This window comes from Halobellus marinus, from assembly GCF_032113415.1.
Taxonomy (GTDB): Archaea; Halobacteriota; Halobacteria; order Halobacteriales; family Haloferacaceae; genus Haloquadratum; species Haloquadratum marinus.
In genome coordinates, this window is sequence record NZ_CP134946.1 from 1,211,262 (window position 1) to 1,233,145 (window position 21,884).

Genomic DNA, 21,884 nt, shown 5'->3' on the forward strand with positions numbered 1-21,884 from the left:
TCGACGCCGTCTGACGGTTGTCTTTCACCCATTAGATTCTCTACACGATCGTTGCGGCCAACGTTTCTGGTCGTATCCACTGGATCAGTAGTCTCAAACGCACGCCGTTCCTCGGAGCGGACGGATGGACAGCGGTCGACTCGTGACGGTGTGGCGACGGATTATCGCGCTTTCGTGGCCGGTGATGGCCGAGCAGACGTTCCGGACGCTGATGCGGACGGTCGACGTGCTCGTCACGGCGGCACTGTCGCCAGCGGCCGTCGTGGCCATCGGACTCGCGGACCTCTATGCACGCTTTCCGCTGCGGATCGGGATCGGCCTCGGCGGCGGCGCGATCGCCCTCTCCAGTCAGGACACTGGCAGCGGTGCGGACGCCAACCGCGATGAAACCGTGATACAGTCGCTGCTGCTCGGAATGCTCGCCGGACTTCCCTTCGTCGCCGGCGGCCTGCTGGTCGCCCCGGCGCTCATCGGCCAGTTCCCCGCCAGCGACGATGCGATCCGACTGGGCGGGATATATCTCGGGATCATCTTCGTCACTGCTCCCGCGCGGCACGTCGCGATCGTCGGCGCGCGGGCGTTGCAGGGGATCGGCGACACCACGACGCCGATGTACGTCAACGTCTTCGTCAACGTCGTCAACGTGACGCTCTCTGTCGGACTGGGGTTCGGCCTCGTGGGCCTTCCGGCGCTCGGTGTCCGGGGCGTCGGGTACGCGACCGCGACGGCTAACGTCCTCTCGGCGGGACTCCTCCTTGCGGCACTCTACCGCCCGTCCTCGTCGCTGACGCTCGCCCGCCCGACTGATCCGACTATCGCGGCCCAACTCGTTCGGGTCAGCGCCCCCCGGGCCGCCGAGGGACTCGTCTCCGAACTCGCCGAGTTTCCGTACAACGCGCTTTTGCTTTCGCTGGGGAACGCTGCGGTTCCCGCCGCGGCCGTCGGTGGGGCCGCACCTGGTGACGTGATCAACGCCGGATTTCAGGTCGGGCGTCGCGTCTACCAGCAGGTCACCGGCCCGCTCTCTCGCGGGTACAACATCGCCGCGAGCATTCTCGTCGGGCAGGCGCTCGGTCGGTCCGACGCCGCGAGAGCAAGCTATGAGGGCTGGGCGACTGCAGCGCTTGCAACGCTCTCGGTCGGTGGTATCGGTATCCTGCTGGCGGCCTTTGCCGACCCGGTGGTCGCGTTTCTCGGGTTCGGCAGTTCACCTGCGGCGCTTGCATACGCCGCGTCGTTTGCCGTCGTGTACGGCATCTCCGCGCCTGGACTGGCACTCTTCTCGGCGCTGTCCGGGGCGCTCCAGGGCGCCGGCGCGACCCGACTGCCGTTTCTCTCCCGACTCACCGGAATGTTCGGCTTCTTTGTCGGGTTCCCGTATCTCGCAGTCGAGTTCACAACACTCGGGCTACCGGCCGTCTACGCAGGGGTCGTCCTCGCGCACGTCTGGATGGGGGCGACGCTCGTTCTCGCCTTCCGATACACCGACTGGGCTGGGACGGCCGCCGGACTGCTCAGAGAGCGGGGGAGCCTTCCGGCTGAAGAAGGTTGATATTCCGGACGGAGAGCACCGGGGGCCGGGCGACCGACGCTTATCGGTCTTCGAGCGGCGGGAACGATGCGTCCTTCGGGCCGACGTAGCGCGCCCGGGGACGGATCAGCCGGTTGTCCTCGTACTGTTCGAGCACGTGGGCGATCCAGCCGGCGACGCGGGACATCGCGAAGATTGGGGTGTAGATGTCGATGGGAATGCCCATCTGGTAGTACGTCGACGCCGAGTAGAAGTCGACGTTGGGAGCGAGGCCTTTCTCCTCGCCGATGTACTCCTCGATGGCGACGGAGTAATCGTACCACCGGGTGTCGCCCGCGGCCTCCGCCAGCGCCTTCGACTTCTCGCCGAGGATCTTCGCCCGCGGGTCCTTGACGTTGTACACGCGGTGGCCGAAGCCGGGGACCCGCCGCCCCGCTTCGAGGGCGTTTTCCACCCACGTCGTCGGGTCGGCGTCGCTCTCGTCGACCTCTTTCAGCATCCGCATCACGTTGGCGTTGGCGCCGCCGTGCAGCGACCCTGAGAGGGTGCCGACGGCCGACGTCACCGCGCTGTGGAGATCGGCGAGCGTCGAGGCGGTCACCATCGCCGAGAACGTCGAGGCGTTCAGCCCGTGGTCGGCGTGGAGGACGAGCGCCATATCGAAGGTCTCGGCCAGGACCTCGTCGGGTTCCTCGCCGTTGAGCATATACAGAAAGTTCGCGGCGTGGTCCAGATCCTCGCGCGGTTCGATCGGTTCGTCGCTGTTCCGGTAGCGCTCGAACGCTGCGAGGGCAGTCGGGATCTTGGCCGTGATGCGGCACGCCATCCGCAGGTTCGCATCGAGGTCCGTCACGTCCTCGTGGTCGGCGTCCTCGTCGTACGCCGACAGCGTCGAGACGATCGTCCGCAGCGCCGCCATCGGGACCTCGTCGGCCGCCGCGAGATCGCGGATCACCGAGAGGACCTCGTCGTCGAGCGATCGGACGCCGGCCATCCACGACTTGAAGGACGCGAGCTCGTCGGCGTCCGGCAGGCCGTCGTGCCACAGGAGGTAGACGACCTCCTCGTAGCACGCCTCGCGGGCGAGATCCTCGATCGGATACCCGCAGTAGCCCAGTTTCCCGGCGTCGCCGTCGATGTAGCTCAGTTCCGACTCGGCGACGAGGACGCCTTCCAGCCCGCGCTTCAGGTCGTCTGACATACCTATTCGGTTCCTTTGCGTGTGAAAAAAGCGTTATCGTTTCCGGGTGGATCGTTCGATGGCGGCGGCACGTGCCGTCCACCAAGTGTTTTTGTCGTTCGCGGCGAAGGCGGGGTATGGGTTCACGGGACGTCGAGTACGAGCCGGTCAGCGTCAAAGCGGTCCTCTCGGAGATGAAAGACACCGCGGAACTGCTCATCGACCTCTCGTACTCGGCAGTCCTCAACGGCAGCGACGAGATCGCTCGCGAAGTCCTCGAACTCGAAGGCCGGATGGACATCCTCCAGTTGCAGGGCCGGATGAGTCTGTTGATGGCGGCCCGGAAACCCGAGGACGCCGAACAACTCGCGCCCGTACTCGGCGTGATGGGTGCCGCCGAGAAGATCTCAAACGCCGCGGGCGACATCGCCAAGATCGTCTTAGAGGACATCGGGATGCCCGACGCGATCCGCGCCGCGCTGCCGGAGGCTGTGGAGATGCTGGTCCGCGCCAGCGTCGAACCCGGCACGGAGTACGCCGGGCGGACGCTCGAAGACATCAATATGGAGACCGAGACGGGCGTTCGAGTCATCGCGATCCGCCGTGAGTCGGTAACTGGCAAGCGGCGGTGGCTGCTGAGTCCCGGCCCCGACGACGAACTGCAGGCGAACGACTCGATCCTCCTCCGCGGTCCCAGCGGGGGAATCGCGACCGTCTACGAGGCGGCGACGGGCGAGGCCTACGAGCCGCCCGAGGCGACCGAACCGCCGATCGAGGATCTGGAACGCGCCGTCGACTCGATCACCCTGATGAAGGACATGAGCGAACTCGCCGTCGACTTAGCCTACGGCGCGGTGCTTTTCGACAGCGAGGGAGTCGCCGAGGAAGTACGCGAACTGGAGGCCGAGGTCGACGCCCTCCAGTCGCGCTTCGAGGCCTGGACCCTCCGCGCGGCGAGCCGCGTCGAGGACCCGGTCCAGTTACGTGGGCTGATGCATCTCGCGTCCGCGACGGAGGTCATCTCGGATGCGGCCTTAGAGATCAGCGAGGGCGTCCTCCGGGGGATCGACGCCCACCCCGTCGTCGCCGCCGCCATCGAGGAGTCCGACGAAGTGATCGTCCGCCTCTCGGTCGATGCCGACGCGCCGCTTGCGGGCACTACGCTCGGCGGGGAGCAGGTCAAGACGCAGACGGGGATGCGCGTCATCGCCGTCCGCCGCGGGGAGAGCGGGGCCGAGTGGGTCGTCCAGCCCGGGCCGACGACCGAACTCCGCGGCGGCGACGTCATCATCGCGAAGGGGACCCGGGCCGGCGCCGAACGCCTGGGCGAACTCGTCGGCGACGTCCGGGAGTTCGAGGCGTAGGGGAGGCTTATCGAGGAGTGAAGGCGGCAGATCGACGGCTCAGGCAGCGACACGGACACTCACTCGTCGACGGTTCGCGCCAGTCGAACGATTTCGACGACGGTCAGCACAGACGCGACAAGCAGCGCCGTCGACGTCGCGAGGACGAACGCGAGGACGAGAAACCACCCTTCGGGACCCAGTACCGGATACTCGCGGGTCCCCGCGAAGGGCCCGAGTAGTTCGAGGACGCGGGCGAGATACGCGACGATGGCGAGGGCGATCCCGAGACCGATCCCGATAACAGCGTTCCGTGGAACCTTCAGGGCGCGGACCAGCCCCGACTGCGGCGGCCGATCGGGCGGTGTCTCGCTCACGGTGTGGACTTCCCTCGCCGTCGACAAAGCGTCGTCGGTCCATCTGCGCCCGGGGGCTATCGGCGGGCGAACGCACCGGAGACCGAACCCCTAAAGACCGACGCCTCCGAGTGTCGGATAATGACGACACTCGGCACGGCGAGTGCGGCCCCGGGCGAGGTCGAGACGGGCCGGCTTGCGGTGGGCCAGACCCGCGACGGGACCGAGATAGGGCTCCCCTGTGCGGTCGTAAACGGCGCCTCGGACGGAAAGACGCTCTACGTACAGGCCGCCTCGGACGGCGACGAACTGAACGGCGTGGGCGTGCTCAACCGCCTGGTTCCGCAACTCGATCCCGGGGCGATTTCTGGAACGATCCTCCTCGTCGGGATCGTCAACTTCCACGCCTTCCAGGTCGCCGAACACCGGAACCCGATCGACGACACGAAGATGAACCGTGCGTATCCCGGCGACGAGAACGGCACCTCCTCGGAGCGTATCGCCGCCGTGACGTTCGACGCCGCCACCCGGGCGGATCTGATTTTGGATCTCCACCAGGGTTCGACCTCGCGGATGATCGACGAGGTGCGTGTCCGCTGCGGTCGACGGCATCGCCTCCACGACGAGTGTCTCCAGCTCGCGAAGACGTTCGGCTGTGGCTACGTGCTCGACCAGAAGGGCCCGGAGGGCCAACTCGCCCGGGCTGGTCCCGACGAGGGGATCCCCACGATCGATCCCGAACTCGGGGGCTGCGTCGGCTGGGACGAAGACAGCATCCAGACCGGCGTCGAAGGCGTGTTCAACGTCCTCGCCGACTACGGGTTCGTCGACGACGAGGCGCCGGCCGACCGACAGACGCGTGCGAAGAGCTTCGACCAGTACGGCTCGCCGACGGGCGGTCTGGTCAGCTTCGAGGTCGAACTCGGTGACCGGGTCTCCGCGGGTGAACCGCTCTTCGAGATCACGGACGTCTTCGGCGAACTGAAGTCCCGCGTCACCGCCAACAACGACGGCATCTTCTGGCGGACCCGCCGGCTCCCGCAGGTCGCGACCGGCGAGTACGTCTGCTCTGTCGGCACCAACGTCGACACGTACTGACTCCGATGCACTCTGCACTCGCGCTCCGCTGCTCTGCCTGCGATCGGACGTACGACAAGTGGACGTGGCGGTGTGACTGCGGCGCACCGCTGAATTTCGCGTCGGGGCCGGTCGACGCCGACGCCCCGGGATCGGACTCGAACGACTCGCTCCCGACCGAGCCGTCGGAACCGTGGGCCGACACCAACGCGGGCCTGTGGTCGTTCGAGGCGCTGCTTCCGGTCGATGCACACGTCTCGCTGGGCGAGGGGCTGACGCCGCTCGTCGGCGCTCCCGCGTGGGACGCCGAATTCAAACTGGAGTACGTCTTCCCGACCGGGTCGTTCAAGGACCGCGGCGCCGCGGTGACGCTGTCGCTCGCCGACGAACTCGGGGTCGACCGCGCTGTCGAGGACTCCTCGGGCAACGCCGGGGCGGCGATCGCGACTTACGCCGCCCGCGCGGGCATCGACGCCGAGATCTACGTGCCGACGTCGGTCAAACCCGCGAAGCGCCGCGCGATCGAGCAGGTCGGCGCGACGCCCGTGCCGATCGAGGGCAGTCGCGCGGACGTGACGGCCGCCTGCGTCGACGCGGTCGAGTCCGGTGACGCGTGGTACGCCTCCCACGCGTGGAATCCGGCGTTCCTCTCGGGGACGGCGACATTCGCCTACGAACTGTGCGCTCAGCGAGACTGGACGGCTCCGGACGCGGTCGTGACGCCGCTCGGCCACGGTACGCTCTTTCTGGGCGCGTACCGCGGGTTCCGCACGCTCCGGGACCTGGGCTGGATCGATCGGCTGCCGCGGCTCCTCGGCGCGCAGGCCGCCGGCTACGCACCGATTGCGGCGGCACTCCACGGCGACGACGCGGCCGACGGCGACAACGAGATTGCCGACGGGATCCAGATCCGAGAGCCCGTCCGGAAGGATGAGATTCTGGCCGCAATCGAGGAGACGGACGGCGACGCGATCGCACTCCCCGAATCGGCCGTCGCACGCGGAGGCGATGCCCTCTACGAGCGGGGCTTCTACGTCGAACCGACCTGCGCGGTCGCGCCGGCCGCGCTCGAACTATACCGCGAGCGCGGCGTCGTCGCGGCCGACGACGACGTGGTGGTGCCGCTCACCGGCAGCGGACTGAAGACGTGAACTGTTGGCTCACCGGCAGCGGACTGAAGACGTGAACTGTTGGCTCACCGGCAGCGGACTGAAGACGTGAACTGTTGGCTCACCGGCAGCGGACTGAAGACGTGAACCGTTGGCTCACCGGCAGCGGACTGAAGACGTGAACTGTTGGCTCACCGGCAGCGGACTGAAGACGTGAACCGTTGGCTCACCGGCAGCGGACTGAAACCTGAACCGTCGCGTCACTGAGAGCGGACTGCAGACGGACGATTCCGACTCACCGCCGACGCAACTGTTCGTCCCAGTCGATCCACTCCTGCTCCCAGCCGGTCTTCGCGAAGTAGCCGGGCTCGCGCTCCCGTTCGGCGTCTTCCCGGTGCGTCCGGTTCCGCGCCGGGGCGCTGCCCTGCTCGCCGTCGACGAGCAGCGGCTTGAACGCGACGGGGCCGCGCCGGTCGATCACCTCGCCCGACTCGTCGACGACGGCGAGCGTCTGATCGGGGCCGCCGAGCGGGAGCACGAGCCGTCCGCCGGGCGCGAGCTGGTCGACCAGCCGGGCAGGCGGGGAGATCGCTGCCGCCTCGACGAGAATACGGTCGAAGGGGGCGTACTCGGGTAACCCCCCGGCGCCGTCGCGGGCGTCGACGAGGACGCCGCCGTAGCCCGCCGATTCGAGGTTCGACCGCGCCGCGTAGACGAGTTTCCGGTCGATGTCGACCGCGTGGACGTGCCGCTCTCCGAGCAGTTCCGCGAGCAGCGCGGCCGTGTAGCCGACACCCGCGCCGACGACGAGGACGTCGCCCGTCGATTCGGGTGTCGTCTCGTCAGCGTCCGACGCCGTCGCCGTGGTGTCCGGAGCGACGATATCGAGCGCGGTCAGGAGTCGCGCGACCATCGCCGGGGCGAGTACCGTGGTTCCGCCCGCCTCGCTCTGCCGGTCCTGATACGGCGCGTTCTCGACGAACTCCCGGCGGGGAACCGTCCGCATCGCGACGGCGACGGCCTCGTCGACTGGCTGTCGCTCCTGGAGGCCGTCGACCATCTCCGCACGCAGTTCCCCGGGGTCCATACGCTAATCTCGGTGGCGGGGCTTAATCAACTGCACGCTCCGGGGTCCCGTAGGGTTCCTCCCCTCATACTGATTACTCTCGTCGCTTCCGGTCGAGCGCCGTCAACGGGGGTGGCGCTCGACGGAAAACAGCGAGAGTGATCAGTATCACCCCCGGATCCGAACGAACCGGACACCGCCGTGATCGGTGCGATCGAACGTCCCGTCGTCGCGCTTTTCGAGGACGACCAGCGTCTGGCGTGCTTTGCCGACCGGCGCGACGATCCGCCCGCCGGGATGGAGTTGCTCGCGGAGCGCGTCGGAGACTGAGGGGACGGCACACGTGACGTAGACGCCGTCGAACGGGGCGTGTTCCGCCCATCCCTTCCGGCCGTCGCCGACGCGGATCGAGATGCGGTCGGCGTAGCCGAGGCGCGCTAGCGTCTCCCGGGCGTCGTCGGCGAGGTCGGCATCGTACTCGACCGAATAGACGTGTCCATCCGGGACCAGTTCGGCGGTCACTGCAGCGTGATAGCCACACCCTGTACCGACTTCGAGGATCTTGTCTTCGGCGTCGGGTGCGAGTAACTCACACATCATCCCGACCATATGCGGCGCGCTGACGGTCTGGCCGCTCCCGATCGACAGCGGGCGGTCGGCGTGGGCCTGGGACCGGCGGCTCGCGGGGACGAACTCGTGACGCGGCACTGCCCGCAGCGCGTCGGCGACGCGGTCGCTCTCGACGTGGCCGCGCCGACGCAGTCCCTCGACGAGCGCGTTCCGTTCGTCCTCCGGGTCGGCGGTCACAGTCGGCGGTAGGCGCTCCAGCGAGTCGAATCTTTCCCCGGTCGCGGTGATCGACCGCCGGATCAGGGTAGCAGGGCTCGCCCGACGGCATCCGCGATGTCGACAGCGGCGAGTGCGAACCCCGCGGCGACCACGACACCGACGGCGGCGAAGTAGCCGACGAATCCGAGGGTGCTGAACGTCCACTGCGGGAACACCAGCCCCGCGAGCACGACCGACACGGCTGCGGTTCCTGTGGTGAGGAGGGCCACGGCTGTGAGGAGGGCTTGGGCGGCTGTTCGTGTCACTGCGGCGGCGCTTCGTGCGGTGGGGAACTAAAACTACCGTCGACAGGGCTGAGAAGCGAACGGTGCGGGCAGGTCACCCGGCGGCCAGCGGGCCCTCGCGCGTTACCAGGCCGACCAGGCCGATGTCGTCTGGTCAGTGCCGTACAGTCGTTTGACGTCCTTGGCGTAGACCATGTCGCCCTCGTGGTCGAGTTTCCCGTGCCGGTATTCGGGGGCGTCCTCGCGCACCTGAATCGCCTTCACGCGGAACTCCTCGTCGCCGAAGGACTCGGTCTCGCCGACGACGAACTCGTGGTCGCCCGGCAGGCGGAGGTCGAAACTCCGCGTCGACTCCCGGTCGCCGGTCCCCTCTTTCGGATTGACTGTCGTCTTCACCGTGACGTTGTCGACCGCGCGCGTCCAGATCGTCTCGACGTCCGCGGCGGTCGCCTCATCCGCGCGCTGCTCGGGGCCGATTTCCAGGCCGGTGATCCGGACGAGCATAATCGCCTCCTCGCTGTCGACGATGAACTCGTCGCCGACCGCGAGCGTCTCCTCGCGCGGGACGTCCGTTCGCGTCGAGAACGACTCGTCGTCCTGGGAGATGACGACGGTCCGTTCGACCTCGTCGTCGTCCTCGACCTTTACCTTGTGGACGTGGCCGCAGTCGGTACACTTGACTGTGTGGCGACCGCCGCCTTCCTTCAGTACCTCGTGGACCGTCGGTTCGGCGGTCGAACAGGAGGGACACTCGACCGCGACGCGGTCCTGTGGCGTGCTCATACGCCTTCATAGCCTATGGGGCCGTAAAAGTCCGCCCTTCCGACACGCCAGGTGTGGTGAGGTCTGTGAAGGTGTCGTACAATTGGCCTCGACCCCCGGCTTTCTCCGTCGATTCGCTCGCTATGAGAGAGACGCACTGCTCAGTTCGCACTTGTTTTCCACCAATAGACGCCAGCTATGTAGCTTCGACTCTGAGTGATTCCCCGTCGCAAACAACAACGAGGGAGTTACTGTAACTGAAAGAGAGTTTGATATTCGCATTCTCGTCTATAAACATCTTGTTTAATGCGTCTGGATCTATCGTCTCGTAAAGTCATTCGTCTTTAGCTAAGACTCACACCTCGGTTGTGTAGCGGTAGCGAGCGTCTCCTGTAAGATCGGTCGTTGTTGGTGGATCTTCTGAGCATCCTCGATCAGCCGCTCCAGCAACGGCGGTGGCGAGTAGCCAAGGTACTCTCCGAGTTCGTGGAGGATGAGCTGGGCGTGCGACCGGAAGGTCGCCGCCCAGCGTTCCGGCGGAAACACGATCTCGTCGTCGGCCTGCTCGGTGACCAGATCCAACAGCTCACGACTCACCAGCAGTGACAGCAACGCCGCATACAGCAGAATTTTCACCACATCCGGGTCGCTTGTGTCGAACTCGTCCAACTCGTACTGCGTCTTCAGTTCACGAAACAGCGTTTCTACCTCCCACCGACACCGATACAACGTTGCTAAATCCGCCGGGAAAAACTCCTCTCTCGGCAGATTCGTGATGTACAGGTGGTAGTCGTCGGCGTCCTCGTCGCGGACGCCGACGACGCGGAATCGCTTCGTATCCAGCGAGCGCGTTCCCTCGTACTGGCCCCGCTTGAACTCCGCTTCGACCTCTACGTCGATGTACTTCCGCGAGAGATCATCGACCACATCGTGGATCTGCTTACCCTCCAAGGGAATGGCGCGCCCGCGCCATTCCCGCAATTCCTCCGTTATCAGCGGATTCGCGTTCTCTTTCAGCCGACTCACGAAGTAGCCGTCGTTCTCATCGATCAACGCGAAGCGGCGGTACTTGAAGTACGCTCGATCGAACAGAACGAGCCGTTCTTGTAGCCACGATCCCGTCTTGAACAGCGTGCTGTCGTGCGTTTTCTCGTCCGTCACGTCGATCCGTTCAATCGTCTCATCGGTGGCGTTGTGGAGCAGGTGGAGCTTCGCTCCAGCCTGCTCCTCGTGACGGGCTTGGAACTCATCAGAAAGGAACTCGTGTAACCGCAATACCGTTCCATCGGCGATCATCACGTCCCTGAATCGGTCGATATCAGCGTCAACGGTGTCGGGAACAGCGACCTCGTCGAGACCATGCTCGACGAGGTCGCGGAGGTACTCCGCCAGCGTTGGTGTCAACCGGTGATAGAAGCCACCGGGAGAGATCGTTTCATCAGCTGTTGAGTTGTAGCAGCGTCTGAACCCGGCGAGTGTTCGGCTCTCGCCTGCGGCGAAGCCGAACACGAGCGCCCACACGAGAACGGGAATCTGAAGCTTCCCCTCACGCTCGACCACGCCGAGTTCCTCGGCGTGCTCTTCGAGGAACTCGGAGGGAAACAGTGTAGTGAGCCGACGCATAATTCTCGATGAGGAGGCGTCTTGGTACACACTTGCCGCCTCCTCATTCCTCTCGAAAAGAAGCCTCGATAAGCCGCTGCTGTCACGCGGTTTCTCTCTTAGCTAAAGACGGATGCTCGTAAAGTGACGGCAGGTCTGTGAATGCAGTATCTTCGAACTTACTCACACTCGAAACGACTGCTTGGCTGACGGATTCATCTGGGGAAATGTCGTAGTTCATCAGCTAAATAGTCTCACCGAGATGCATAGGTCCATCTATTTTATTTCAGTTCATATATTACGTGAAAGATTTGCAAGCTCGTTCCGACGGTAGATTCGAAAACGTTCGTCGGAAGGCAACTGACACAGATGGCTCAGTGTCTTTGGTCCCCGTATCGCTCAGTCGAGACTCTGAAGAATACAGTTGAGAAACTACAGCCAACCTGGTGGCAGTTCGTCTTCGTGGTCTTCGAGAAGTTCGAGCAGTGGCTCGATCTCTTCGAATTTTGGCCCTTTCGTTACCTCGTGGGTTTCCTCGTTCCACTCGATAAATCCGTACTCGTCCAACTTCGGTAAGTGGACGTGCTGCATCGCGATGAGACGCTCAACGGCGTCACCCTCGTTATCAGAGTCAGCAACAACGACTGGTAGATCATCCTGTGGATTGTGGTCTACCAGCGCAATCAAGAGCTTCCGTCGTTGAACGTCCGCTAATGCGTCCATCATATCATCAAAAGAAATCGACTGATCTGTTTGTCTCACTCTTTTATATCGGGGTAAATACGTATAACACACGGAGTTTTTCATCACCTCCTGAAATTTGATTAACTGAGTAACAAGCGCACTCTTTCCGAGGACCGATTCACCGCTCGACGTTCGGGAGGTCTCCGACCTCCCCTGCTCACGGCTCCGCCGTTCGCTATCGCGGAAGTTTCACTTCCGCGCCGTCCGCCAGCACGGTCGGCTCCCGCACGATCCCGTCGAGATGCAGCGGCGCGTCCGTGTCGCCGCCGATCCCGGCGTCGTCGCCGATCGCGAGATGGACCGTCCCCGCGGCCTTCTCGTCTAACAGCACCGAGCCGACGAGGTCCGTCACGCCGACGTTCGTCCCGATCCCGAGTTCGGCGAAATTGTAGGCGTCGCGGCCGACCTCCTCGGCGGCGGTTTCGACCTGTGCGCGGATCTCGTCGTCCGAAATCTCGGTCACGTAGCCGTCCTCGACCTCGAAGCGGAGGGTCTGTCCCTCGTCGAGCAACCCGTGCGGCCGCATCGTTCCGTCGACGACGTAGGTCCCGTTTGCGTCCGTCGGCGAGACGAACACCTCCCCCGCAGGGAGGTTCGAGAAGTCGCCCGCCTCGTGGACGATTCCCGTGTCGGTGTGCCACTCGCGGCCGCCCGGCGTGACGGTGATGTCGGTCCCCGCCGGCGACGTCACGCGGATCTCCTCGGCGTCGGCGACCTGCTCCAGCACGTCCGCACAGTGAGCGGCGATGGCGTCGTAGTCGGCGTCGAGGCCGGTCAGGAACACCTCCTCGGTGATTCCGGGCAGGGTCGCGCCGCGGGCGCCCGCCTCGCAGGCGTCGCCGCGAGCGCGGGTGTGGCTGACGCTCTTCGTCGTCGGCGCGAGGAACACGTCCGCGGCGGCCATCGCCGCGGCAACCGGTCCGGGCGGCTCCTCGCCGTGCTGGTCGCCCGGCGGATACTGGAGGATCGTCGTCTCATCTGCGACCGCGCTGGCCGCCTCGTAGAGGGCCTCGCCGATCGGCCGTCGCTCGTCGTCGGTGACGACGACGCAGGACTCCGCCGGGTCGAGTGCCATACACTGTTCGACCGCCGTCGTCGCGGCGGCCGCGAGTCCGTCGTTCGACATATCCTTCCCTCGGGCCCCGGCGGAGTTAGGCGTTCGCATCGGATCGATGTCGGCCCGGATTCCGAACGGTCTCTGCTCAGATGCCCAGCGGATCCGCCGCGGATATCTCCCCGATTTGCGGCTTGAAACGGCGGTTCGACCACCGAACTCGGTCCGCCCTCGCCGTCGTTCCTCCACAACTCGGATCCGGGAAAATCGCCCGCGTTACTCGCCAAGGAGTTAATTTCCCCGTCTTTCGCTCCGAAATAACTATGCGTCTCCTCCTCCGATTTTCCGGTAATGATACGAGTGGGTGTCAACGGCTACGGAACGATCGGCAAACGCGTCGCCGACGCCGTCGCGGCCCAGCCCGATATGGAGGTCGCCGGCGTCGCCAAGACGCAACCCAATTTCGAGGCCCACACCGCCGTCGAGCGCGGCTACGCGATGTACGCGGCGATCCCCGAGCGCGCCCCGCTCTTCTCCGAGGTCGGGATCGAGACTGCGGGCGTGGTCGACGAACTGGTCGCCGACGCCGACGTGATGGTCGACTGCACGCCGTCGGGCATCGGCGCGGAGAACAAGTCGCTGTACGCCTCATACGATACGCCCGCAGTTTTCCAGGGCGGCGAGGACGCCGACGTCGCCGAGACGAGTTTCAACGCGCGTTCGAACTACGACGAGGCCCGCGGCGCCGACTCGGTCCGCGTCGTCTCGTGTAACACGACCGGGCTCTCGCGGCTCATCGCGCCCTTCGAGGAGGCCTACGGCGTCGAGAAGGTCCGGGCGACCCTGGTCCGGCGCGGCGGGGATCCGGGCCAGAACACCCGCGGACCGATCAACGACATCCTCCCGAATCCGATCGAAATCCCCTCACACCACGGCCCCGACGTGACGACCATCTTCCCGGATCTCGACATCGACACGATGGGGCTGAAGGTCCCGGCGACCCTGATGCACGTCCACGCGCTCAACGTGACGCTCGAATCCGACGTGACGGCGGCGCACGTCCGCCAGTTGCTCGAAGGGGAATCGCGCGTGTACGTCATCCCCGAGGGCTTCGGTCTCGACGGCGCCGGCAAACTGAAGGATTTCGCGCTGGACGCCGGCCGTCCCCGCGGCGACATCTGGGAGAACTGCGTGTGGGGCGAGTCGATCGCGATCGAGGGGCGGGACCTGTATCTCTTCCAGGCGATCCACCAGGAGTCCGACGTCATCCCCGAGAACGTCGACGCAGTCCGCGCGATGGCAGAGTCTGCCGACGCCGCCGAGAGCATCGCGCGGACGAACCGGACGCTCGGCGTCGGGCTCTCGGGCGACCCCTCGGGGTTCAACGACACCGATCGGGTCGAAGCCGAGGCCGCGGACGACTAACCTGACTGTTGGACCTGTTTCACGGTTCTCACACACCCGATACCGGTGAGCACCTGTAAGGGACGACAGCAGTCGTTTTGAGACGAGGGCAGCCCGGGGTCACCGGATACGTTTTTATCTGAGCGCCGAAATGTCGCGGTCGTGAGCGACGACGGTCGAGCCGCGGACACGCCGCCTGTCAGAAGCGAGGGCGAGGATGAGTTCCCGCTGGACGAGGAGGACGAGGAGTTCCCGCTGGACGGGGAGGACGAGGAGTTCCCGCTGGACGGGGAGGACGAGGAGTTCCCGCTGGACGAGGAGGACGAGGAGCTACGGCAACTCCTCGCGGAGTTCGACACCCTCGCGAACACGGTGGACTCCCCCGAGGAACGCGAGCAGGTCCGGGCCGCCCGCAACGCCGCGGTCGTCGCCGCTCAGGACGACGACGAGATCTTCGGGCAGGTCATCCGGGGCTACGACCGGGCGGACCTCGCGGAGGCCCTCCTGGGGAGCCTGCTCTTCGGGATCCCGATGTTCGTCGAGGGCGGCACCAACGAGGTCGGAGAGTTTCTGGCGGCGCGCCCGCCGTTGCTGGCCGGGACCGTGGTCGGCGCGGTCGGGCTCATCATCGGTATCCTGTACGTCGCGGAGATCCAGGACGTGCGGGTCTACAAGCCGATCCTGGGCATCGTTCCCAGACGATTGGTCGGCGTGCTCTGCGTCTCGTTCGTGACCGCCGTGGTGATGATGACCGCGTGGGGCCGCGTCGAGTGGTCGTCGCCGCTGCTTGCGCTTGCGACCGTCGTCGTCGCGTTCGTCCCGATGAGCGTCGGCGCGGCGCTGGGTGACATCCTCCCGGGGTCGTAGGCGGGGACGGGGGAACGCGTCGATCGCTCGCCGCAGCCAGGTGCCTACGGGGAGACCTCGTGGAACGTCACGTCACCCGAGTCGGTGTCGAGGACGGCGACGTGGTACTCGTCGTCGGCGCCGGGGAACGGGGGGCCGCCGGGATTGACGTGGACGGTCCCGTCGCGGTCCTCCCGGGTCCGCTCGTGAGTGTGGCCGCGGACGACGTAGTCGTACTCGCCGGACGCACAGAGGGCGTCGACGAGTTGTTCGCTCGTGCCGTGGTAGACGGCGACGTCGAGGCCATCGAGGAGCAGGTGGGCGCTCTCGCCGTGGTACGTGCCGAAGTCGTCGATCGTCTCCGCGAGCGACCACTCGCCGTCGTTGTTGCCGCGGACCGCGTGGAAGTCGAAGTCGGCGTCGAAGACCGAGGCGGTGAAGGGCGCGACGACGTCGCCGCAGTGGACGACGGCGTCGACGCTCGCGTCTTCGAACGTCTCGACTGCGCCGTGCGCCAGAGCCAGGTTGTCGTGGGTGTCCGAGCAGAGTCCGACGAGCATCGGGTGGGAATCAGCGGGCCTGCCGCTTCAGCGCTTCGGCCCCTGGATCGATCCCTCGCGTGGCCGACGGGCTACTGCTTCAGCGCTTCGACGGCGGCCAGCGGCTCGCCGGTCAGCGCGCGGATGTACGCGCCGCCGGCGATCGAGACGTGCCCGAAGTCGGCCTCGTCGAGTCCGTACATCCCGATCGCGCGGGAGGTGTCGCCGCCGCCGACGACCGAGAAGCAGTCGCTCTCGGCGATGGCTTCGAGCACCGTGACGGTGCCGACCGAGAACGCCTCCTCCTCGAAGACACCGAGGGCACCCTTCACGAAGACGGCCTCCGACTCGCGGACGACGTCGGCGTACGCCGCGGCGGTGTCGGAGCCGATGTCGAGGAACGAGACGTCCTTCTCCTCGAGGTCGTCGACGTCGACCTCGGCGCGGTCGCCCTCCTCGTCCTCGTACGCGAGGTCCGACGCGAGCGTGATCTGCTCACCGCACTCGTCGAGCAGGTCGGCGATCAGGTCCTGATTCCGCTCCCACTGGGAGTCGTAGAGGTCGGCGTCGGGGTCGAGGTCGAACCCAACGGGGTGACCGGCGGCCCGAAGGAACAACTCGCCCGCGATCCCGCCCAGCAGGAAGTCGTCGACCTTCTCTCCGAGGCTGTTCATCACGTCGATGACGTCGGTGGCCTTCGTACCGCCGACGACCATCGTCACCCGGCCGTCGAACTCTCGCTCGGCGATCGCGGTGTTGGCCTCGTACTCGGTCGCCATCACGCGACCGGCGTAGGCGGGTAGGACCAGCGGGAACCCGACGAGCGACGCGTGCGAGCGGTGGGCCGCCGAGTAGGCGTCGTTGACGTACGCGTCGAAGTGCGGGGCGAGCGTCTGAACGAACTCGGTGTCGGCCTTCGTCTCGGGGTCTTCCTCCGGCAACTCCTCGTCGCACATCCGAGTGTTTTCGAGCAGGAGGATCTCCCCTGGGGCGAGCGCTTCGATGGCGTCGATGGCTGCATCGCCGTACGTGTCGTCGACGAAGCCGACGTCGCGGTCGACGTGCGCTTCGAGGATCTCGGCGTGTCCCGCAAGCGAGACGAAGTCGTCGCGGCCGGGCCGTCCCTGGTGGGCGAGCAGGACGACTTGGTGGTCGGCCGCCGCGAGTTCCCGAACGGTCTCGGCGTGGCGCTCGAACCGGCGGTTGTCCTGCGGTTCGCCCTCGGCGATCGGGGAGTTCAGATCGAGTCGGACGAGAACGCGCTGTGCGGGATCGAGGTCGTCGAGGGTTCTGAAAGGGGCTGTGGGCGTGGACATCTGTGGGTGGGTATGTCGTGGGCGTAGTACTTAGTGGAGTCGAAGCGGCCCGCCCTGGCAGTTACCGGGTCGGTTCCAGTCTCCAGGGGATCGAGACGCTACTCGTCGGTGATGTAGCGGGCGACGTCGAGCATCCGGTTCGAGAAGCCGTACTCGTTGTCGTACCACGTCAGAATCTTGTAGAGGTCGCCGCCGTTCACCTGGTTCGTCGACTCGAGGTCGACCGTCGAGGAGAAGGGCAGTCCCAGGATGTCCGTCGAAACGACCTCGTCGTCGGTGTAGCCGAGGACACCTGCGAGCGGCCCCGAGTCGGCCGCATCGCGGAACGTGTCGTTGAGCTCTTCGATCGAGGGCGCTGCCTCCAGCGAGACGACGAGTTCCGTGATCGACCCGTTCGGGACCGGAACCCGGACCGCCATCCCGTCGAGTTTCCCCTCTAGCTGGGGGAGAATCTTCGTCGTCGCTTTCGCCGCGCCCGTCGAGGTGGGTACGATGTTCTCCGCGGCGGCGCGCCCGCGACGCGTCTTCGCCATCGGGCCGTCGATGAGATTCTGGCTCCCGGTGTACGCGTGGACGGTCGTCAGCATCCCGCTCTCGATGCCGAATTCGTCGTCGAGCACCATCGCGACGGGGCTGACGGAGTTCGTCGTACAGGAGGCGTTCGAGAGCACGTCCTCGCCGTCGTACTCGTCGTGGTTGACGCCGTAGACGATCTGTTTGACCGGCTCCTCTCCCTTCGGGGGCGCGGAGATGAGCACCTTGTCGGCGCCGGCTTCGAGATGGGCGGACGCGTCCGCCTTCGTCCGGAAGATCCCGGTACACTCCAGGGCGACGTCGACGTCGAGTTCGTCCCAGGGGAGGTTCGTCGGATCCTGCACGTCGTACAGCGGGACGGCGGTGTCGCCGACGACGAGGGAATCCCCCTCGCGGGTGACGTCCAGGCGGCCCATCACCGTGTCGTACTTGGCGAGATACGCCATATCCTCGACGTCCATCACGTCGTTGATCCCGACGAGTTCGATTCGTGGGTGGTCACGCACCGCCCGGAGGACGTTGCGCCCGATCCGGCCGAAGCCGTTCAGCCCGACCCGGACCGCATCGGCGTCGTCGACAGTCGCGCCGACGCTGGTTTCCGATTCTTCACTCATATTCGAGTACACTCCGTCCTCCTACTTGAATCCCTGTGACATTGCGCTCGGAGGCCGGTCAGCGACGCACTCCGCGCTGTACTGTTGTTTGGCCGGACTCACACCCACGGAGGATCGGCTCGTCGTCCAGCACTGTGATCATCTCTTCCGACACCGTGATCGCATCATCTGACACTGTGATCGCATCGTCCGGCCGATCCCGCCGGGGGGAGAAGGCTTTTCATCGAAACCGACCTAGTAGCGTCCGATGAGAGACGATCGCGACGACCCGTTCGACGACTTCTTCGACGGCATCGAACGGATGATGGACGAAATGACCGGGAGTGACGCCGCCGGGTTCGCCTCCGAGACCCACGTCGATGTCTACGACGAGGGTGAGACAGTGCGACTTGTCGCCGACCTCCCCGGCGTCGACAAGGACGCGATCGAACTCCAGTGTGACGGCGAGATGCTCACCATCTCCGCCGCCGGCGACCGCCGGGAGTACGACGAGCGCATCCGCCTGCCCGTGCGGGTCGACGAACACACCGCGGACGCGTCGTTCAACAACGGCGTCCTCCAGGTCTCCTTCGAGAAGGTCGACGACTCCGCGTCGATCGACCTCGAGTAAGGCCGATTTTTCACGACTTCGACTGCTCACCTCACCGCTCGGCAGTCCGACGGATCAGCGACGCGAGCCGGTCCCAAAAGCCCGTCTCGTACTTCTCGTGATCGATCGTCGGGCGAGCGTTCGTCTCCGAGACGACCGCCCGCTCCCCGGAAACGAGAATGTCGACGCCGAGATAGTCGATCCCGAGTGTCTCGGCGGCCTCGACGGCGAGCGAGCGTAGTTCCGCCGGTACGTCGACCGCCGTCGCCGTCGCACCCCGGTGGACGTTGTGTTTCCACCCCCCCGATTCGCGCGCCGCCGACGGCAGCCGGCGCTCGACACCGCCGACGACCGTCCCGTCGACGACCATCACCCGGTAGTCGCGCGCCTCGGGCAGGAACTCCTGCAGCAGGTACGACCGGTCGCCGGTCGCCCGGTAGTCGTGGACGAGATCCAGGTAATCGACGATGCCGAGAAGCGAGTCGAGGTCCGTCGCCTTCGCGACGCCGACACCCCGCGTCGTGGAGTTGGGTTTGACCACGACCGGAAATCCGATATCGGCGGCGGCTGCGGCGACGTCCTCGTCGCTTGCGGGGTTCGAGACGAACCGCGTCTCCGGGACGGGGACGCCCGCTCGCGCGAGTGCCGCGATGACCCCCGCCTTGTTCCGCGAGGTCACCACGGCGTCGCGGTTGTTCACCCACCGAAACCCGTGTCGGCCGTCGACGACGCCGCCCTCCATCAACCGTGACGGGTAGACGAATCCGACGTCGAAGCGGTCGGCGGGCGGCGACGCGAGGTCCACGACCCGCGAGTCCGCCTGCAGGTGCTCGACGGCGATGTCACGATCCGCAAGCGGGTCGCGCATTCGCTCGAACGTCTCCGCAGCCGTCGTTACGGCGAGCCGAAGCATCGGCTGACTGGAAGGCAGCAGAGCGCAAAAAGCAACGGGGTCGCAGCGGCCGGGGCGGCCGAGTACGGAACTGCGAGGAGAAAGCCGCGCGTTAGGAGACGAGCAGCTTCTCGCCCTTCTCGACGTCGATGCGGCACGGCGGCGACATCTTGTTGTACGCCCGCCGGAGGGCGTCCTTCGCGATGTCGGCGTCTTCGGGGTCACAGTAGATGGTGAACACGCGCTCGCCGTTCTGAACGCGCGCGGCGGTCCCGACAATCTTCCCGAACGCCTGCCGCATCCCGTCGGAGACACGGTCCGCGCCGGCGCCGGTCGCCTGTTTGTTCTCCCGGAGGATCTGGTGGGGGAACTTCCGGAGGACCATCTTGTAGTTCTCCTGGCCGACCTGCTTGAGCATCACGCGGTTGGCGGACAGCCGCGCGGATTCCAGCGAGCCGTGGCGGACCTGACACTCCTCCTCGAGACGGAGGCTGATCTGGACCGGGTAGTCCTGCGGGCCCGTCTGGAGGTTGCCCATATTGTGCTGTGCGATCTTCGAGCCGGGAATTCCTGTGATGTACTCGCGCCGTGTGTAGGACGGCTTCGACAGTTCCCGGTACATCGAGGCGGGTTTGTCGGACATAGTTACTTGTCGAGTACAAGGCCGATTCGCGGTAAAAGCGCTTCGAACTGTCCGCCGGGCTGTCGGCGAGTCGCCTCTCGGCCGAATTCTAGCCACCGGTGAAACAACTTTGGTCGTCCCGCCCCAGTATCCGACTGTGATCCTGGTCTTCGAAAACGAGGTGGATCCGGAGAGCCGCTTTTTCGTCCCGGAGATCCGTCGCCACCTCGAAGCGGCCGGCGCACGCGTCCGAGTGACTCCCTACGCCGACGAGGGCGGTCGACCCGCGCTCCTCGATGACGCCGACGCAGTCGTCCTCTCGGGAAGCACCGCCGGGGTCTACGAGGCCGACGAGTACCCGTGGATGGACGACCTGCGTGAGGTGGTCCGGGAACTCGTCGCAGAACGCGTGCCGACGCTTGCGGTCTGTTTCGGCCACCAGCTCGTCAACGATACCCTCGGCGGCAGCGTCGAACACCGCGGGTTCCGCAAAGGGATCGAGACGGTCCGACTGGCCGACGACCCGCTGTTCGAGGGCGTCGGCGGGCGCGTCCCGATGATCCACGGCGACTTCGTGACGGAACTCGGCGACCCGATGGAGCGGATCGCGACCGCTGACTACTACGAGGACGTCGGGAGCCGCCACCGCGACGCACCCCTGTGGACCGTCCAGTACCACCCGGAATTCACCGCCGCTCTCCTACCGCAGATCGAGGCCGACTTCGGGTGGCCGTCCTCACCCGACGCCCGCGACTTCGGGGACGTCTCCGTCGAACGAACGTTCGCGAACTTCGTTCGACTCGCCGGCGAGGGGTGAGAGCGCGCGGCTCCGGAGATCCGTATCACCTCTTTCCGGCGCCGTCGGCGTCCTCCTCCGGCGGCGCTACCGGGACGAACGCCAGATCTAATTCTTCGAGTAACGATGCCGCCCGGTCGGTCACCGACGGGGCGACGAGAATCCCGCGGACGCCCGAGTCGGGGAACTCAGCGTCGACTGCCTCGACGTATCTCCGCAGTTGGCTCGCGGCCGACGGCCCGACCCGACGCCGTTTCAGTTCCACGATCACCGGCCGTCCCGCGTCGTCCTCGCCGAACACGTCGACCGGGCCTGCGGCGGTCTCTCGCTCGGTCGCAGTCGGCTCGAACCCCGGTTCGACGAGGCTCGGGTCGTCCAGAATCCGCTGGCGGAGGTCCTCCTCGCTGCCCGTCAGCGTCAGGTCGCTCCGATCCGTGACCTCGTAGGCCGTCACCTGTTCGAGCCGTTCGAAGGCGACGTCGAGCCGTTCGTCGGGCGTCGAGCGCTCGCTCCGGATCCTGAGCCGTCCGTCCCGAACGCTCGCACGGTGGGTACAGCCCGGCGGCTGCCAGTTCACTGGTTCGCGGCTCTCGTCGGTGTGGACGAGCACCGTCCCATCGGGCTTGCAGACGACGAGTCGGTCGCCCGGGCCCAGACTCGACGACGCCCGGCCGTCGTACTCGACCGTACAGCGCCCGAAGGCGGTCACCATCCGACCGTCGCCGAACGCCCGTTCCAGCAACCCGAGGGCGTCCCGGTGGGTAGGTCGATGGAGCGTCGTGACTGACATCCGTCTCCTCGGCCGTTGTCGGCGGTCGGATAAAAACCGCGCGCG

General features: G+C 66.1%; 25 protein-coding genes. 8 read left to right on the forward strand and 17 right to left on the reverse strand.

All coding sequences use genetic code 11. From position 1 onward, the window contains the following. The first annotated feature begins 124 nt into the window (after positions 1 to 124). Positions 125 to 1,552 carry an MATE family efflux transporter gene (locus RJT37_RS06200; protein ID WP_313688683.1) on the forward strand — a complete coding sequence of 476 codons (1,428 nt, stop codon included), beginning with the start codon at positions 125 to 127 and terminating at the stop codon, positions 1,550 to 1,552. Between the two features lie 40 nt (positions 1,553 to 1,592). Here RJT37_RS06200 and citZ read toward each other — a convergent pair whose 3' ends face one another. Further along, positions 1,593 to 2,732 (reverse strand): citrate synthase, encoded by a 1,140-nt coding sequence (gene citZ, locus RJT37_RS06205; protein WP_313688685.1) that lies wholly within the window; start codon positions 2,730 to 2,732, stop codon positions 1,593 to 1,595. A 116-nt stretch (positions 2,733 to 2,848) separates the two neighbouring features. Here citZ and RJT37_RS06210 point away from each other — a divergent pair, with 116 nt between their 5' ends. After that, positions 2,849 to 4,075: a potassium channel family protein gene (locus RJT37_RS06210; RefSeq protein ID WP_313688687.1), complete on the forward strand. Its 1,227-nt coding sequence runs from the start codon at positions 2,849 to 2,851 to the stop codon at positions 4,073 to 4,075. A 59-nt stretch (positions 4,076 to 4,134) separates the two neighbouring features. Here RJT37_RS06210 and RJT37_RS06215 read toward each other — a convergent pair whose 3' ends face one another. Next, entirely contained in the window at positions 4,135 to 4,431 is a 297-nt protein-coding gene (locus tag RJT37_RS06215; RefSeq protein ID WP_313688688.1) for a DUF7536 family protein, read from the reverse strand. Positions 4,432 to 4,551: 120 nt separating this feature from the next. Between RJT37_RS06215 and RJT37_RS06220 the strand changes: the two genes are divergently transcribed. Both RJT37_RS06220 and RJT37_RS06225 read left to right on the forward strand, forming a co-directional pair. Further along, on the forward strand, positions 4,552 to 5,508 hold the full coding sequence (locus RJT37_RS06220) for a succinylglutamate desuccinylase/aspartoacylase family protein (protein WP_313688690.1): 957 nt from the start codon (positions 4,552 to 4,554) through the stop codon (positions 5,506 to 5,508). A gap of 5 nt (positions 5,509 to 5,513) precedes the next feature. Continuing rightward, positions 5,514 to 6,638, forward strand: coding sequence for a pyridoxal-phosphate dependent enzyme (locus RJT37_RS06225; protein WP_313688692.1), 1,125 nt, complete (start codon positions 5,514 to 5,516; stop codon positions 6,636 to 6,638). Positions 6,639 to 6,891: 253 nt separating this feature from the next. Here RJT37_RS06225 and RJT37_RS06230 read toward each other — a convergent pair whose 3' ends face one another. The 9 genes from RJT37_RS06230 to RJT37_RS06265 form a co-directional block, all read right to left on the reverse strand. Further along, positions 6,892 to 7,683, reverse strand: coding sequence for a protein-L-isoaspartate O-methyltransferase family protein (locus RJT37_RS06230; protein ID WP_313688693.1), 792 nt, complete (start codon positions 7,681 to 7,683; stop codon positions 6,892 to 6,894). A gap of 147 nt (positions 7,684 to 7,830) precedes the next feature. Further along, entirely contained in the window at positions 7,831 to 8,469 is a 639-nt protein-coding gene (locus RJT37_RS06235; RefSeq protein ID WP_313688695.1) for a protein-L-isoaspartate(D-aspartate) O-methyltransferase, read from the reverse strand. Positions 8,470 to 8,531: 62 nt separating this feature from the next. Beyond that, positions 8,532 to 8,756, reverse strand: a complete 225-nt coding sequence (locus tag RJT37_RS06240; protein ID WP_313688697.1) for a hypothetical protein — start codon at positions 8,754 to 8,756, stop codon at positions 8,532 to 8,534. A gap of 102 nt (positions 8,757 to 8,858) precedes the next feature. Beyond that, complete coding sequence (locus RJT37_RS06245) at positions 8,859 to 9,518, reverse strand: HVO_0476 family zinc finger protein (protein WP_313688699.1); 660 nt, start codon at positions 9,516 to 9,518, stop codon at positions 8,859 to 8,861. 175 nt (positions 9,519 to 9,693) lie between these two features. Then, positions 9,694 to 9,795: a hypothetical protein gene (locus tag RJT37_RS20640; RefSeq protein ID WP_425604890.1), complete on the reverse strand. Its 102-nt coding sequence runs from the start codon at positions 9,793 to 9,795 to the stop codon at positions 9,694 to 9,696. A gap of 50 nt (positions 9,796 to 9,845) precedes the next feature. Continuing rightward, positions 9,846 to 11,120, reverse strand: coding sequence for an IS4-like element ISH8C family transposase (locus RJT37_RS06250; RefSeq protein ID WP_313689887.1), 1,275 nt, complete (start codon positions 11,118 to 11,120; stop codon positions 9,846 to 9,848). 82 nt (positions 11,121 to 11,202) lie between these two features. Then, positions 11,203 to 11,340: a hypothetical protein gene (locus RJT37_RS06255; RefSeq protein WP_313688701.1), complete on the reverse strand. Its 138-nt coding sequence runs from the start codon at positions 11,338 to 11,340 to the stop codon at positions 11,203 to 11,205. A 191-nt stretch (positions 11,341 to 11,531) separates the two neighbouring features. Then, positions 11,532 to 11,822 carry a DUF7344 domain-containing protein gene (locus RJT37_RS06260; protein WP_313688703.1) on the reverse strand — a complete coding sequence of 97 codons (291 nt, stop codon included), beginning with the start codon at positions 11,820 to 11,822 and terminating at the stop codon, positions 11,532 to 11,534. 196 nt (positions 11,823 to 12,018) lie between these two features. Further along, positions 12,019 to 12,969 carry an aminopeptidase gene (locus RJT37_RS06265; RefSeq protein ID WP_313688705.1) on the reverse strand — a complete coding sequence of 317 codons (951 nt, stop codon included), beginning with the start codon at positions 12,967 to 12,969 and terminating at the stop codon, positions 12,019 to 12,021. 279 nt (positions 12,970 to 13,248) lie between these two features. Here RJT37_RS06265 and RJT37_RS06270 point away from each other — a divergent pair, with 279 nt between their 5' ends. Beyond that, positions 13,249 to 14,322, forward strand: a complete 1,074-nt coding sequence (locus tag RJT37_RS06270; RefSeq protein WP_313688706.1) for a type II glyceraldehyde-3-phosphate dehydrogenase — start codon at positions 13,249 to 13,251, stop codon at positions 14,320 to 14,322. 141 nt (positions 14,323 to 14,463) lie between these two features. Next, complete coding sequence (locus RJT37_RS06275; RefSeq protein WP_313688707.1) at positions 14,464 to 15,168, forward strand: DUF2391 family protein; 705 nt, start codon at positions 14,464 to 14,466, stop codon at positions 15,166 to 15,168. A gap of 44 nt (positions 15,169 to 15,212) precedes the next feature. On the opposite strand, the gene RJT37_RS06280 is transcribed toward RJT37_RS06275, so the two are convergent. The 3 genes from RJT37_RS06280 to gap form a co-directional block, all read right to left on the reverse strand. After that, entirely contained in the window at positions 15,213 to 15,707 is a 495-nt protein-coding gene (locus tag RJT37_RS06280) for a metallophosphoesterase family protein (protein WP_313688708.1), read from the reverse strand. A gap of 71 nt (positions 15,708 to 15,778) precedes the next feature. Then, on the reverse strand, positions 15,779 to 17,002 hold the full coding sequence (locus RJT37_RS06285) for a phosphoglycerate kinase (RefSeq protein ID WP_313688709.1): 1,224 nt from the start codon (positions 17,000 to 17,002) through the stop codon (positions 15,779 to 15,781). Between the two features lie 98 nt (positions 17,003 to 17,100). Next, entirely contained in the window at positions 17,101 to 18,150 is a 1,050-nt protein-coding gene (gap, locus tag RJT37_RS06290) for a type I glyceraldehyde-3-phosphate dehydrogenase (protein ID WP_313688711.1), read from the reverse strand. Between the two features lie 247 nt (positions 18,151 to 18,397). On the opposite strand from gap, the gene RJT37_RS06295 reads away from it, so the two are divergent. Further along, positions 18,398 to 18,760: an Hsp20/alpha crystallin family protein gene (locus RJT37_RS06295; RefSeq protein WP_311171397.1), complete on the forward strand. Its 363-nt coding sequence runs from the start codon at positions 18,398 to 18,400 to the stop codon at positions 18,758 to 18,760. 31 nt (positions 18,761 to 18,791) lie between these two features. Here RJT37_RS06295 and RJT37_RS06300 read toward each other — a convergent pair whose 3' ends face one another. After that, positions 18,792 to 19,652 (reverse strand): ATP-grasp domain-containing protein, encoded by an 861-nt coding sequence (locus RJT37_RS06300; protein ID WP_313688714.1) that lies wholly within the window; start codon positions 19,650 to 19,652, stop codon positions 18,792 to 18,794. A gap of 91 nt (positions 19,653 to 19,743) precedes the next feature. Beyond that, positions 19,744 to 20,274 (reverse strand): 50S ribosomal protein L16, encoded by a 531-nt coding sequence (locus RJT37_RS06305; RefSeq protein ID WP_311171395.1) that lies wholly within the window; start codon positions 20,272 to 20,274, stop codon positions 19,744 to 19,746. 136 nt (positions 20,275 to 20,410) lie between these two features. On the opposite strand from RJT37_RS06305, the gene RJT37_RS06310 reads away from it, so the two are divergent. After that, positions 20,411 to 21,070 carry a type 1 glutamine amidotransferase gene (locus RJT37_RS06310; protein WP_313688716.1) on the forward strand — a complete coding sequence of 220 codons (660 nt, stop codon included), beginning with the start codon at positions 20,411 to 20,413 and terminating at the stop codon, positions 21,068 to 21,070. A 25-nt stretch (positions 21,071 to 21,095) separates the two neighbouring features. Here RJT37_RS06310 and nucS read toward each other — a convergent pair whose 3' ends face one another. Then, complete coding sequence (gene nucS, locus RJT37_RS06315) at positions 21,096 to 21,839, reverse strand: endonuclease NucS (protein ID WP_313688718.1); 744 nt, start codon at positions 21,837 to 21,839, stop codon at positions 21,096 to 21,098. Positions 21,840 to 21,884: the final 45 nt, after the last annotated feature.

Bases quoted from the DNA above. Each gene is read 5' to 3' on its own strand.
- RJT37_RS06200 (WP_313688683.1), top strand. From the start codon at position 125: ATGGACAGCGGTCGACTCGTGACGGTGTGGCGACGGATTATCGCGCTT.
- citZ (WP_313688685.1), bottom strand. From the start codon at position 2,732: ATGTCAGACGACCTGAAGCGCGGGCTGGAAGGCGTCCTCGTCGCCGAG.
- RJT37_RS06210 (WP_313688687.1), top strand. From the start codon at position 2,849: ATGGGTTCACGGGACGTCGAGTACGAGCCGGTCAGCGTCAAAGCGGTC.
- RJT37_RS06220 (WP_313688690.1), top strand. From the start codon at position 4,552: ATGACGACACTCGGCACGGCGAGTGCGGCCCCGGGCGAGGTCGAGACG.
- RJT37_RS06225 (WP_313688692.1), top strand. From the start codon at position 5,514: ATGCACTCTGCACTCGCGCTCCGCTGCTCTGCCTGCGATCGGACGTAC.
- RJT37_RS06230 (WP_313688693.1), bottom strand. From the start codon at position 7,683: ATGGACCCCGGGGAACTGCGTGCGGAGATGGTCGACGGCCTCCAGGAG.
- RJT37_RS06245 (WP_313688699.1), bottom strand. From the start codon at position 9,518: ATGAGCACGCCACAGGACCGCGTCGCGGTCGAGTGTCCCTCCTGTTCG.
- RJT37_RS20640 (WP_425604890.1), bottom strand. From the start codon at position 9,795: ATGTTTATAGACGAGAATGCGAATATCAAACTCTCTTTCAGTTACAGT.
- RJT37_RS06250 (WP_313689887.1), bottom strand. From the start codon at position 11,120: ATGCGTCGGCTCACTACACTGTTTCCCTCCGAGTTCCTCGAAGAGCAC.
- RJT37_RS06255 (WP_313688701.1), bottom strand. From the start codon at position 11,340: ATGAACTACGACATTTCCCCAGATGAATCCGTCAGCCAAGCAGTCGTT.
- RJT37_RS06260 (WP_313688703.1), bottom strand. From the start codon at position 11,822: ATGGACGCATTAGCGGACGTTCAACGACGGAAGCTCTTGATTGCGCTG.
- RJT37_RS06265 (WP_313688705.1), bottom strand. From the start codon at position 12,969: ATGTCGAACGACGGACTCGCGGCCGCCGCGACGACGGCGGTCGAACAG.
- RJT37_RS06270 (WP_313688706.1), top strand. From the start codon at position 13,249: ATGATACGAGTGGGTGTCAACGGCTACGGAACGATCGGCAAACGCGTC.
- RJT37_RS06280 (WP_313688708.1), bottom strand. From the start codon at position 15,707: ATGCTCGTCGGACTCTGCTCGGACACCCACGACAACCTGGCTCTGGCG.
- RJT37_RS06285 (WP_313688709.1), bottom strand. From the start codon at position 17,002: ATGTCCACGCCCACAGCCCCTTTCAGAACCCTCGACGACCTCGATCCC.
- gap (WP_313688711.1), bottom strand. From the start codon at position 18,150: ATGAGTGAAGAATCGGAAACCAGCGTCGGCGCGACTGTCGACGACGCC.
- RJT37_RS06295 (WP_311171397.1), top strand. From the start codon at position 18,398: ATGAGAGACGATCGCGACGACCCGTTCGACGACTTCTTCGACGGCATC.
- RJT37_RS06300 (WP_313688714.1), bottom strand. From the start codon at position 19,652: ATGCTTCGGCTCGCCGTAACGACGGCTGCGGAGACGTTCGAGCGAATG.
- RJT37_RS06305 (WP_311171395.1), bottom strand. From the start codon at position 20,274: ATGTCCGACAAACCCGCCTCGATGTACCGGGAACTGTCGAAGCCGTCC.
- nucS (WP_313688718.1), bottom strand. From the start codon at position 21,839: ATGTCAGTCACGACGCTCCATCGACCTACCCACCGGGACGCCCTCGGG.